We start from the raw sequence: 12066 nt of genomic DNA, 5'->3' as shown, positions 1-12066 counted from the left end.
CGGCCGCGGCTTACGGCTCGCCGACCGCCGTCGGCAGCACGTAGTTGCGGAACGTCTCGCGCAGCTTCAGCTTCTGCAGCTTGCCGGTCGCGGTGTGCGGCAGCGATTCGACGAACACGACGTCGTCGGGCACCCACCACTTCGCGACCTTGCCCTCGTAAAACGCGAGCAGCGCGTCGCGCGTCAGGTTCGCCCCTTCGCGCGGCACCACGACGAGCAGCGGACGCTCGGTCCATTTCGGATGCGCGCACGCGATGCAGGCGGCTTCGGCGACACCGGGGTGCGCGATCGCGACGTTCTCGATGTCGATCGAGCTGATCCATTCGCCGCCGGACTTGATCACGTCCTTGCTGCGGTCGGTGATCTGCAGGAAGCCGTCGGGATCGATCGTCGCGACGTCGCCGGTCGGGAACCAGCCGTCCGACAGCGGCGACGTATCGCTCCCGAAGTAGCGATCGATCACCCAGGGCCCGCGCACCTGCAGTTCGCCGAACGCGACGCCGTCCCACGGCAATTCGTTGCCGTCGTCGCCGACGATCCGCATGTCGACACCACAGATCACGCGCCCCTGCTTTTCCAGCAACCGGCGCTGCGCGTCGAGCGGCCGCTGCGACTGTGCCCAGTTCAGCGTCGCGAGCGTGCCGAGCGGCGACAGCTCGGTCATCCCCCACGCATGGATCACGCGCACGCCGTATTCGTCCTCGAACGTGCGCAGCATCGCGGGCGGGCACGCGGAGCCGCCGATCACCGTGCGGTTCAGCGTCGAGAAACGCACGCCGGCCTCGCGCATGTAGTTCAGCAGCCCGAGCCAGACGGTTGGCACGCCCGCGGAAAACGTCACGCGCTCGGCCTCCATCAGTTCGTACAGCGACTTGCCGTCGAGATCCTTGCCGGGCAGCACGAGCTTGCCGCCCGTGAGCGGCACCGCATACGGCAGCCCCCACGCGTTCACATGGAACATCGGCACGACGGGCAGCACGGCGTCGAGCGCCGACAGGTTCATCGCGTCGGGCAGCGCGGCGCCGTATGCGTGCAGCACCGTCGAGCGATGCGAATACAGCACACCCTTCGGGTTGCCGGTCGTACCCGACGTGTAGCACAGCCCGGACGCCTGCAATTCGTCGAGACGCGGCCAGTCGTAGCGGCCGTCCTCGGCGTCGACGAGCGTTTCGTAGCAGAGGAACGGCGTCGCGCCGGACGGCAGATGCGCGGCGTCGGTCATCGCGATCCAGCCTTTCACGTGCGGACATTGCGGCGCGATCACGTCGATGAGCGGCGCGAAATTGATGTCGAAACAGACGTAGCGGTCTTCCGCGTGATTGACGATGTAGGCGATCTGCTCAGGGAAGAGACGGGGGTTGATCGTATGGCACACGGCGCCCATCCCGCCGATCCCGTAATACGCCTCCAGATGCCGGTAGCCGTTCCAGGCCAGCGTGCCGACGCGGTCGCCCGATTCGACGCCGAGCCGCGCGAGCGCCTGCGCGAGCCGTTTCGCGCGCTGCTCGCAGTCGCGGTACGTGTAGCGATGCAGGTCGCCTTCCACGCGCCTCGACACGATCTCCGTGTCGCCCGCATGACGCGCGGCGTGCGCGATCAGCGACGACACCAGCAACGGCATGTCCATCATCTGGCCCAGCAACGGCTTACCCATCGTCTTGTTCTCCCGGAAGGACGCGAATCGGTGACCAGCCTCGAAACGGTGCGCCAGCTTGCAGCCTGTCCACGGCCCGGACAGGTCTGGCGCAAGGCGCGCGGGCCGCCATGCGGGCGGCGCGGCGCCGCCTTACAATATCGGCTTACCCAGAGGCGCTCAACATGTCGTTTTCCCGAAGCGCAGCCGATACGGCTGACACTCTCCCCGACCTCGCCGCGACGCTCGGCGCGCCGGCCACCGGCGCGTTCGTCACGCTCGGCGACGCGTTTCATACGCGGCTGCCGGCCGCGCCGCTGCCCGCGCCGTACGTCGTCGGCTTTTCCGACGAAGTCGCGAACCTGCTCGGGCTGCCGGTGTCGCTCGGCCAGCAGCCCGGGTTCGCCGAGCTGTTCGCCGGCAACCCGACGCGCGACTGGCCGGCGAGCGCGATGCCGTATGCGTCGGTGTATTCCGGTCACCAGTTCGGCGTGTGGGCCGGCCAGCTCGGCGACGGCCGCGCGCTGACGATCGGCGAACTCCCCGGCGCGGACGGCCAGCGCTACGAACTGCAGATCAAGGGCGGCGGCCGCACGCCGTATTCGCGGATGGGCGACGGCCGCGCGGTGCTGCGCTCGTCGATCCGCGAATTCCTGTGCTCGGAAGCCATGCATCACCTCGGCATCCCGACCACCCGCGCGCTCACGGTGATCGGCTCCGACCAGCCGGTGGTGCGCGAGGAGATCGAGACGTCGGCTGTCGTCACGCGTGTTTCGGAGAGCTTCGTGCGCTTCGGCCACTTCGAGCATTTCTTCTCGAACGATCGCCCAGACCTGCTGCGCCAGCTCGCCGATCACGTGATCGACCGCTTCTATCCCGCATGCCGCGACGCCGACGATCCGTACCTCGCGCTGCTCGAAGCCGCAATGCTGCGCACGGCCGACCTCGTCGCGCAGTGGCAGGCGGTCGGCTTCTGCCACGGCGTGATGAACACCGACAACATGTCGATCCTCGGCGTGACGATCGACTACGGCCCGTTCGGCTTCGTCGACGCGTTCGACGCGAACCACATCTGCAACCACTCCGACACGAGCGGCCGCTACGCGTACCGGATGCAGCCGCGCATCGCGCACTGGAACTGCTACTGCCTCGCGCAGGCGCTGCTGCCGCTGATCGGGCTGCAGCACGGGATCGCCGACGACGATGCGCGCGCCGAGCGCGCGGTCGACGACGCGCAGGCCGTGCTCGCGAAGTTTCCCGAACGCTTCGGCCCCGCGCTCGAACGCGCGATGCGCGCGAAGCTCGGCCTCGAGCTCGAGCGCGAGAACGACGCCGAGCTCGCGAACAAGCTGCTCGAAACGATGCACGCGAGCCATGCGGACTTCACGTTGACGTTCCGCCGGCTCGCGCAGCTGTCGAAGCACGACGCGAGCCGCGACGCGCCGGTGCGCGACCTGTTCATCGATCGCGACGCATTCGACGCGTGGGCGAACCTCTATCGCGCACGGCTGTCCGAGGAAACGCGCGACGACGCGGCCCGCGCGGCCGCGATGAATCGCGTGAATCCGAAATACGTGCTGCGCAACCATTTGGCTGAAGTCGCGATCCGGCGCGCGAAGGAAAAGGATTTTTCCGAAGTCGAGCGACTCGCGCAGGTGCTGCGCCGGCCATTCGACGAACAACCGGAACACGAAACGTATGCGGCATTGCCGCCCGACTGGGCCGGGTCGCTCGAAGTGAGCTGCTCGTCGTGACCCGCACGACCCGACCGACCGATCAGGAGAACATCCACATGTCACACGATTCCGACGACAAGACCTTCCCGTACCAGAAGGACGATGCCGAACTGCGCCGCCGGCTCACGCCGATGCAGTACGAGGTCACGCAGCATGCGGCGACCGAGCGCGCCTTCACCGGCGAATACACCGACACCGAGGACGCCGGCATCTACAAATGCGTCGTCTGCAGCACGCCGCTGTTCGAATCCGGCGCCAAGTTCCATTCGGGCTGCGGCTGGCCCAGCTACTTCAAGCCGCTCAACGGCGAGGTGATCGACGAGAAGATCGACCGCTCGCACGGCATGGTGCGCGTCGAGGTCCGCTGCAATCATTGCGGCGCGCATCTCGGCCACGTGTTCGAGGACGGACCGCGCGACAAGACCGGTTTGCGGTACTGCATCAATTCGGCTGCGTTAAACTTCGAGTCCCGACCCGAAAACGAATGAGCGGCACCGGACGGATCGGTCGGACAGCCTGCCCGGCTGCCCCGATCCCGGACGGTGGCGCCTGGCGGGTCCCCACAACGGTGAAAGGCCGCGCGATGCGGCCTTTCACGCAGCTGCGAGCGCCATGAAATTCCTGTTCGATCTGTTTCCCATCATCCTGTTTTTCGCCGCCTTCAAGGTCTGGGGCATCTTCACCGCCACCGCCGTCGCGATCGTCGCGACACTGGCCCAGGTCGCGTGGGTGGCCTTCCGGCACCGGAAGGTCGACACGATGCTGTGGGTCAGTCTCGGCGTGATCGTCGTCTTCGGTGGCGCCACTCTCGTCCTGCATGACGAGAAATTCATTCAATGGAAACCGACTGTGCTGTACTGGCTGTTTGCGATCGGGCTGCTCGCCGCACGCTATGCGTTCGGCAACAACCTGATCGAGAAGATGATGGGCAAGCAGCTCACGCTGCCGCACCCCGTGTGGGACAAGCTGAACGTCGCGTGGGCGCTGTTCTTCGCGGTGCTCGGCGTCGCGAACCTGTACGTGGTGCACAACTTCACCGAATCGCAGTGGGTGAACTTCAAGCTGTTCGGCACGACGGGCGCGATGGTCGTGTTCATCATCCTGCAGAGCCTGTGGCTCACGAAGTACCTGAAGGACGAATGACATGACCGACGCCTTTCTCGCCGCCTCTCCCGACGAACGCATCGCGCTGATCGAAGCGCGCCTGAGCGCAGCGCTCGCGCCGCTGTCGCTCGCGGTGCGCGACGACAGCGCGCAGCACGCGGGCCACGCCGGCGCGGCCGCCGGCGGCCACTACACGGTGACGATCGTGTCGGCCGCCTTCGCGGGCAAGCCGCGCGTCGCGCGGCACCGGCTGGTGTATGATGCGCTCGCTGATGCGATGCAGCGCGGCATTCACGCGCTCGCGATCGTGGCTTATACGCCCGAAGAATTCAACGAATCTTCAATCTAGTCTCAACAGGAATTCCCGATGATCCTGAAATCCCCCCGCCTGTGGGTCGCGGCGGCTGCATTCGCAGCGGCACCGGCATTCGCCCAGAACATCGCCGTCGTCAACGGCACGCCGATTCCGAAGTCGCGCGCCGATGCGATGGTCGCGCAGCTCGTCCAGCAAGGCCAGACCGACAGCCCGCAGCTGCAACAAGCCGTGCGCCAGGAACTCGTGAACCGCGAAATCCTGATGCAGGAAGCGATCCGCGAAGGCATTCCGAACCGTCCGGACGTGAAGGCGCAGGTCGCCGTCGCGCAACAGACCGTCGTGCTGCGCTCGATGATCGAGAGCTTCCTGAAGAAGAACCAGCCGACCGATGCGGAAGTGAAGGCGCGCTACGACGATCTCGTGAAGGGCGCCGGCGGCAACCGCGAGTATCACCTGCACCACATCCTCGTCGACAGCGAGCAGCAGGCGAAGGATCTGATCGCGAAGATCAAGGCCGGCGCGAAGTTCGAGGATCTGGCCAAGCAGTACTCGAAGGATCCGGGCTCGGGCAAGAACGGCGGCGACCTCGACTGGTCCGATCCGAAGGCGTACGTGCCGGAATTCGCGGCCGCCGCGCAGAAGCTCCAGAAAGGCCAGATGACCGACGCGCCGGTGAAGACGCAGTTCGGCTGGCACATCATCCGTGTCGACGACGTCCGCGACATCGCCCCGCCGCCGTTCGACCAGGTGAAGGCGCAGATCGCGCAACAGCTCGTGCAGCAGAAGCTGCAGGCGTTCGAGGAAGGCCTGCGCCAGCAGGCGAAGATCCAGTAACGTCGGCGACGATCGCCCACGCAAAGGCCGCTCCCCGGAGCGGCCTTTTCTTTTTCACGCATGCCTGTGGTCGGCCAGCCCTCGCGGCGGCCGCGCAAAGAAAAAGCCGCTTCGAGGCGGCTTTTCAGGACTGCGGGATAACGTTCGCGCAGCGCGGCGAGCCGCTATGCCGGATAAAACACATCGTGGTAGCGGACTTCACCCGACGGCCGCGGCGCGGCTTCTTCGAACGCCAGCGCGAGAAAATACTCGGGCGGCGCATCCGGGAACACCAGATCGCCGGACTGCACGAAGTCGAAGCGCGCGTAATACGCGGGATCGCCGAGCACGACGCAGCCGCGCGCACCGAGCCGGCGCAACGCGTCGAGCCCCGTGCGCACGAGCCCCGCGCCGATGCTTTGCCGCTGGCATTCGGGCAGCACCGCGAGCGGTGCGAGCCCGTACCATTGCTGGCTGCCAGCCGGCTCGCCGTCGATCGACACCGGCGAAAACGCGACGTGACCGATCACGCGCTCGTCGCGCTCCGCGACGAGCGACACGCTGAGCACACCCTCCGCGCGCAGCGCATCGACGATCTGCCGTTCGAACTGACCGTGCTGCGGCTCGTCCGCGAACGCGGTCACGATCACGCGACCGATCGCATCGACATCGCTCGCGCGTTCGTCGCGCAGCGTGACGATCTCGACCGGTGCGTGCGGATCGAACATCAGCCGATCCAGCGGCGTGCGTTACGGAACACGCGCATCCACGGGCTCGCTTCGCCCCAGCCTTCCGGATGCCAGCTCATCGTGACCGTGCGGTGCACGCGCTCCATGTGCGGCATCAGCACCGAGAAGCGGCCGTCGGCCGTCGTGACCGACGTGATGCCGGCCGGCGAGCCGTTCGGGTTGAACGGATAACGCTCGGTCGCCTCGCCACGGTGGTCGACGTAGCGCATCGCGACCGCGACGCGATCGATGTCGCCCTGCTGCGAGAAGTCCGCATAGCCTTCGCCGTGTGCGACCGCCACCGGAATCCGCGAGCCTTCCATCCCCGCGAAGAAGATCGACGGCGACTTCTCCACTTCGACGAACGAGAAGCGCGCCTCGAACTGCTCCGACTTGTTGCGCGTGAACTTCGGCCATGCCTCCGCGCCCGGAATCATCGACGCGAGGCTCGACAGCATCTGGCAACCGTTGCAGATGCCGAGCGCGAACGTGTCGGGACGCGCGAAGAAGGCCGAGAACATGTCGGCGAGATTCGCGTTGAAGCGGATCGTCTTCGCCCAGCCTTCGCCCGCACCCAGCACGTCGCCGTACGAGAAGCCGCCGCATGCCACCGCGCCCGCGAAATCGGCGAGCGTCGCGCGGCCGGCCAGCAGGTCGCTCATGTGCACGTCGTGCGCATCGAAGCCCGCGCGGTCGAACGCATAGGCCGTCTCGAGATGCGAGTTCACGCCCTGCTCGCGCAGGATCGCGACACGCGGGCGGGCGCCCGTCGCGATGAAGGGTGCTGCGATGTCGTCGGCCGGATCGAAGCTCAGCACCGGCGAGATGCCCGGGTCGGCCGCGTCCAGCAGCGCGTCGTATTCGGCATCCGCGCAAGCGGGGTTGTCGCGCAGGCGCGCGATGCGCCAGCTCACTTCGCTCCACGCGCGATGGAGTTCAGCGCGCGGCGCGTCGAACACCTTCTTCGCGTCGCGGTACACCTCGATCACGTCGCGATCGTTGACCGTGCCGATCACGTGCGAGCACGCCGACAGACCGAACTCGCGCAGCGCGCCGAGCACCGCGTCGCGATCGGCCGCGCGCACCTGCACGACGGCGCCGAGTTCTTCCGAGAACAACGCGCGCAGCGTGCGATCCTCGCGACGGCCGCTCGTCTGCTTTGCCCAGTCCTTCGCGTCGCCGTAGTCCGATTCGTGATTCGGGTCGAGCGTCAGCATGTCGACGTTCAGCGACACGCCCGCGTGACCCGCGAACGCCATTTCGCACACCGTTGCCCACAGGCCGCCGTCCGAGCGGTCGTGGTACGCGAGCAGCTTGTCTTGCGCGTTGAGCGACTGGATCGCGTTGAAGAAGCGCTTCAGGTCTTCCGGATCGTCGACGTCCGGCGTCGTATCGCCGACCTGCTGCGTGACCTGCGCGAAGATGCTGCCGCCCATCCGGTTCTTGCCGCGGCCGAGATCGATCGCGATCAGCACGCTGTCGCCCGCGTCGGCGATGCGGCGCAGTTGCGGCGTCAGGTGACGGCGCACGTCCTCGACCGGTGCGAACGCGGAGATGATCAGCGACACCGGCGACACCACTTCCTTCGCGACGCCCTGCTCGTCCCACTTGGTCTTCATCGACAGCGAATCCTTGCCGACCGGGATGCCGATCCCGAGCGCCGGGCACAGCTCCATGCCGATCGCCTTGACCGTGTCGAACAGCGCGGCGTCCTCGCCGGCCGTGCCGCACGCGGCCATCCAGTTCGCCGACAGCTTCAGCTTGTCGAGCGACGCGATCGGCGCGCTCGCGATGTTCGTGATCGCCTCGCCGACGGCCATGCGGCCCGATGCCGGCGCGTCGATCACCGCGAGCGGCGTGCGCTCGGCCATCGTCATCGCCTCGCCCTTGAAGCCCGCGTAGTCGAGCGCGGTCACCGCGCAGTCGGCCACCGGCACCTGCCACGGGCCGACCATCTGGTCGCGCACCGACGTGCCGCCGACCGAACGGTCGCCGATCGTGATCAGGAACGACTTGCTGCCGACCGTCGGGTGCTTCAGCACGTCGACCGCGACTTCCGACAACGCGATGCCCGTCACCTCGACCGGCGCGCGCTCGGTCGCGACGCGCGCGACGTCGCGGTGCATGCGCGGCGGCTTGCCGAGCAGCACTTCCATCGGCATGTCGACCGGGAATTCCTCGATGCCCGTTGCTTCGTCGTCGACGAGCTTCAGTTGGCGTTCGTCGGTCGCGACGCCGACCACCGCGAACGGGCAGCGCTCGCGTGCGCAGATCGCCTCGAAGCGCGGCAGGTCGGCCGGCGCGATCGCCAGCACGTAGCGCTCCTGCGCCTCGTTCGACCAGATTTCACGCGGCGACAGGCCCGATTCCTCGAGCGCGACCTTGCGCAGTTCGAAGCGCGCGCCCTTGCCCGCGCCGTCGACGATTTCGGGGAACGCGTTCGACAGGCCGCCCGCGCCGACGTCGTGGATGCTCAGGATCGGGTTTTCCGCGCCGAGCTGCCAGCAGCCGTTGATCACTTCCTGCGCGCGCCGCTCGATTTCCGGGTTGCCGCGCTGCACCGAGTCGAAGTCGAGTTCGGCCGTGTTGGCGCCGGTCGCCATCGAACTCGCCGCGCCGCCGCCCATGCCGATCCGCATGCCAGGGCCGCCGATCTGGATCAGCAGCGAACCTGCCGGCACGTTGTGCTTGTGCGTGTGTTGATCCGCGATGTTGCCGAGGCCGCCCGCGATCATGATCGGCTTGTGATAGCCGCGCACCTGGCCGCCGACGTTCTGCTCGTACACGCGGAAGTAGCCGCCGAGGTTCGGACGGCCGAATTCGTTGTTGAACGCGGCGCCGCCGAGCGGGCCGTCGATCATGATCTGCAGCGGCGACGCGATGCGGTCCGGGCGGCCGTATGGGCCGTGCGCATCGTTCGGGTTGCGCTCGCCGACCGGCTGCGCCGCGTCGCGTGCGTTTTCCCACGACTGGCGTGCGTCCGGCAGATCGAGGTTCGACACGGTGAAGCCCGTGAGGCCGGCCTTCGGACGCGCACCGCGGCCCGTCGCGCCTTCGTCGCGGATCTCGCCGCCCGCGCCGGTCGCCGCGCCCGGGAACGGCGAGATCGCCGTCGGGTGGTTGTGCGTCTCGACCTTCATCAGCGTGTGAGTGAGCTCGGTGTGACGACCGTAGCGTTCGCCCGGCTCGCCGGCCGCGCCCGCGTTGCGCGGGAACCAGCGCTCGGCTTCGGCGCCGACCATGATCGACGAGTTGTCCGAATACGCGACGATCGTGCCTTGCGGGCTCAGCTTCTCGGTGTTGCGGATCATCGCGAACAGCGACATGTCCTGCGCTTCGCCGTCGATCGTCCACTGCGCGTTGAAGATCTTGTGGCGGCAATGCTCGCTGTTCGCCTGCGCGAACATCATCAGTTCGACGTCGGTCGGGTTGCGTTCGAGCTTGCGGAACGCGTCGACCAGGTAGTCGATCTCGTCGTCGGCGAGCGCGAGGCCCAGCTCGACGTTCGCGCGCTCGAGCGCGGCGCGGCCGACGCCCAGCACGTCGACGGTCGCGAGCGGCTTGGCCGGCAACTCGTCGAACAGGTGCTTCGCGTCGTCGCGCGCGGCGACCACGCTTTCGGTCATCCGGTCATGCAGCGCGGCCGCGACGGCTGCACGCGCGTCGTCGGACAGCGCCTTCTTGCCGCCGAGCAGGCCCGACTTCAGCGTGACCGTGAATTCGACGCCGCGTTCGATGCGGCGCACCTGCGTGAGGCCGCAGTGCTGCGCGATGTCGGTCGCCTTGCTCGCCCACGGCGAAACGGTGCCGAAGCGCGGCAGCACGACGAACGTCTCGGCCGTGCCCTTCTCGGCCGCCGGCTCGAACGGCGCGCCGTAGTGCATCAGCGCGTCGATGCGTGCGCTGTCGTCGGCCGACAGCGGCTCGGCCGCATTGACGAAGTGCAGGAACTGGCCGCGCACCGCGACGATGTTGGCGTCGATTTGCCTGAGCGTGTCGAGCAGACGGGTTTGACGGAAATCGGAGAGGGCCGAAGCGCCGGGAAAACACGAGAAGTGAGCCATGGGCTGGACTGACGTCGATGAGTCGCGCGAGGTGGCGACGTGGGGCGAAAGGAAGGCCGTAATTATACCCGGAAGTCGGCCGTCCCAGACCGGCTGATCGGCACCCGTCACGCACCGCAACGGTGCGTCGGCATCCGCGGCGCACAGCCGGCCGCCGGACCGGCACGCACGGCCGCGGCGGCCGGCGACCACGCGATGGCGGAATCGGACGAGGTCGCGCGACGCCGGTTCGCGCGATTTTGGCGCTATCATTCCCGGTTCACCGGGCCGGGAGCCCGTCAGCGAATCCTCACCGGGCGGCATGCATGCCGCCCGTCATCGAAGCAATCCATGGATGTCATCGTCATCGGCGGCGGAATCAGCGGCGTCGCCACCGCCTACCAGCTGCGCGCGGCCGGCCATCGTGTGTGCGTGGTCGAACGCCACGCGACCGTCGCGCAGGGCGCGACCTACGGCGACGGCGGCACGCTGCTGCCGAGCCCGCTCGACGTCTGGTTCGGGCCGACCTTCATGCGCCAGCGCCAGCCGCGTGACGCCGGCATCGTCTACAAGCCGGGCTTCAACGGCGGCGTGCGCCGCTTCGTCAAGCAGCTCGCCGCGCTGCGTGAGCCCGACGCATTCGCCGCGCAGTATGCGCGGCTGCGCCCGCTGATCGACGCGTCGCGCGAGTCGCTCGCCGACATCGAGGCGCGCCTCCAGATCGAATTCGAGCAGAAACCCGGGATCCTGCACGTCGTGCGCGACCCGCGCGACTGGGAAGCGCTGCAACCGGCACTCGACCTGCTGCGTGCGCTCGACCAACCGTACCGGGTGCTCACGGCCGACGAATGCGCGGCGCTCGAGCCTTCGGTGCCGGCCGAGCCCGGCTTTGCCGGCGGCGTGCTGCTCGAGAGCGAGCGCACCGGAAATTGCCCGCTGTTCGCGAAACTGATCAAGCAGACGCTCGACGAGCACGGCGTGCAGTTCCGCTTCGGCGCGGACGTCGCCGCGATCCGCGTCGACACCGGCCGGGCCGCGGTCGAGCTCGCGCCGGCCGGCGGCCGGCACGCGACGAAGGCGCACGAGGTCGACGTCATGTCGGCCGACGCGATCGTGGTCGCCGCGGGCGCCGGCAGCCTGCCGCTGCTGGAGCGTCTCGGCTGGCGGCTGCCGCTGCATCCGGTGCGCACGCATACGCTGACCGCCCCGGTCGCTTACGAAGAACATGCGCCGCACCTGAGCGTCGTCGATTCGATCAAGCGGATTTCGATCACGCGCACCCACCAGCGGCTGCGCATCGGCGGCGGCGCCGTGCTGCAGAGCCTCGCCGACACCGCGAAGCCGCTCCCCGAGCCGCTGTCCGAGGCCGCGCTCGCGCTGCTCGGCCAGGCCGTCCACGACTGGGTGCCGGGCGCCGCGAAGATTTCCGCCGCGCTGTCGTGGCAAGGCACGCAGCTGCTGTCGCCGGACGGCCTGCCGGTCGTGGGTCCGACCCCGCATCCGCGCGTGTTCGTCAATTTCGGGCATGGCCCGGCCGGTTGGGGCCTCGCGTGCGGGTCTGCTAAAGTGGTGACAGACTGTCTGAGCGGCGACACGCAGCAGTGGCCCGCCGACACGCTCGCCGCGCTGAGCCCCGCGCGCTTCACGACCTGACCGCCACGGGCCCGTCCCGGGGCGGCCTCCTCCCGCCGCC

At 68.2% G+C, this 12066-nt stretch carries 9 protein-coding genes; 6 read left to right on the top strand and 3 right to left on the bottom strand.

From position 1 onward, the window contains the following. Positions 1-10: 10 nt before the first annotated feature. Positions 11-1654 carry a 3-(methylthio)propionyl-CoA ligase gene (locus HWX25_RS14440; protein WP_175908896.1) on the bottom strand — a complete coding sequence of 548 codons (1644 nt, stop codon included), beginning with the start codon at positions 1652-1654 and terminating at the stop codon, positions 11-13. Between the two features lie 164 nt (positions 1655-1818). Here HWX25_RS14440 and HWX25_RS14435 point away from each other — a divergent pair, with 164 nt between their 5' ends. The 5 genes from HWX25_RS14435 to HWX25_RS14415 all read left to right on the top strand — a co-directional run bounded on the left by HWX25_RS14435 (position 1819) and on the right by HWX25_RS14415 (position 5623). Next, positions 1819-3387, top strand: coding sequence for a protein adenylyltransferase SelO (locus HWX25_RS14435; protein ID WP_175908895.1), 1569 nt, complete (start codon positions 1819-1821; stop codon positions 3385-3387). Between the two features lie 38 nt (positions 3388-3425). Further along, the gene (msrB, locus tag HWX25_RS14430; RefSeq protein WP_059529717.1) at positions 3426-3857 is read left to right on the top strand and encodes a peptide-methionine (R)-S-oxide reductase MsrB; all 432 of its coding nucleotides are present in this window, start codon (positions 3426-3428) and stop codon (positions 3855-3857) included. A gap of 124 nt (positions 3858-3981) precedes the next feature. Further along, on the top strand, positions 3982-4512 hold the full coding sequence (locus tag HWX25_RS14425; protein ID WP_011352350.1) for a septation protein A: 531 nt from the start codon (positions 3982-3984) through the stop codon (positions 4510-4512). A 1-nt stretch (position 4513) separates the two neighbouring features. Beyond that, positions 4514-4822, top strand: coding sequence for a BolA family protein (locus HWX25_RS14420; RefSeq protein ID WP_059529714.1), 309 nt, complete (start codon positions 4514-4516; stop codon positions 4820-4822). A gap of 18 nt (positions 4823-4840) precedes the next feature. After that, complete coding sequence (locus HWX25_RS14415) at positions 4841-5623, top strand: peptidylprolyl isomerase (protein ID WP_059529712.1); 783 nt, start codon at positions 4841-4843, stop codon at positions 5621-5623. A gap of 164 nt (positions 5624-5787) precedes the next feature. Here the strand turns inward: HWX25_RS14415 and HWX25_RS14410 are convergent, their stop codons facing one another. Next, positions 5788-6330 carry an N-acetyltransferase gene (locus HWX25_RS14410; RefSeq protein WP_175908894.1) on the bottom strand — a complete coding sequence of 181 codons (543 nt, stop codon included), beginning with the start codon at positions 6328-6330 and terminating at the stop codon, positions 5788-5790. Beyond that, the gene (gene purL, locus HWX25_RS14405; protein WP_175908893.1) at positions 6330-10394 is read right to left on the bottom strand and encodes a phosphoribosylformylglycinamidine synthase; all 4065 of its coding nucleotides are present in this window, start codon (positions 10392-10394) and stop codon (positions 6330-6332) included. Before purL ends, HWX25_RS14410 begins: the two co-directional genes overlap by 1 nt. A 330-nt stretch (positions 10395-10724) precedes the next feature. On the opposite strand from purL, the gene HWX25_RS14400 reads away from it, so the two are divergent. Beyond that, positions 10725-12026 (top strand): FAD-dependent oxidoreductase, encoded by a 1302-nt coding sequence (locus HWX25_RS14400; protein WP_059817645.1) that lies wholly within the window; start codon positions 10725-10727, stop codon positions 12024-12026. Positions 12027-12066: the final 40 nt, after the last annotated feature.

Origin of the sequence: Burkholderia sp. BCC1640, assembly GCF_902833125.1 — a bacterium.
Classification (GTDB): Bacteria; Pseudomonadota; Gammaproteobacteria; order Burkholderiales; family Burkholderiaceae; genus Burkholderia; species Burkholderia diffusa.
Note: the sequence above shows the minus strand (reverse complement) of the source record. Positions and strands in the feature narration are given on the sequence as shown.

Bases quoted from the DNA above. Each gene is read 5' to 3' on its own strand.
- HWX25_RS14425 (WP_011352350.1), top strand. From the start codon at position 3,982: ATGAAATTCCTGTTCGATCTGTTTCCCATCATCCTGTTTTTCGCCGCC.
- HWX25_RS14410 (WP_175908894.1), bottom strand. From the start codon at position 6,330: ATGTTCGATCCGCACGCACCGGTCGAGATCGTCACGCTGCGCGACGAA.
- HWX25_RS14415 (WP_059529712.1), top strand. From the start codon at position 4,841: ATGATCCTGAAATCCCCCCGCCTGTGGGTCGCGGCGGCTGCATTCGCA.
- HWX25_RS14440 (WP_175908896.1), bottom strand. From the start codon at position 1,654: ATGGGTAAGCCGTTGCTGGGCCAGATGATGGACATGCCGTTGCTGGTG.
- HWX25_RS14400 (WP_059817645.1), top strand. From the start codon at position 10,725: ATGGATGTCATCGTCATCGGCGGCGGAATCAGCGGCGTCGCCACCGCC.
- HWX25_RS14435 (WP_175908895.1), top strand. From the start codon at position 1,819: ATGTCGTTTTCCCGAAGCGCAGCCGATACGGCTGACACTCTCCCCGAC.
- HWX25_RS14420 (WP_059529714.1), top strand. From the start codon at position 4,514: ATGACCGACGCCTTTCTCGCCGCCTCTCCCGACGAACGCATCGCGCTG.
- msrB (WP_059529717.1), top strand. From the start codon at position 3,426: ATGTCACACGATTCCGACGACAAGACCTTCCCGTACCAGAAGGACGAT.
- purL (WP_175908893.1), bottom strand. From the start codon at position 10,394: ATGGCTCACTTCTCGTGTTTTCCCGGCGCTTCGGCCCTCTCCGATTTC.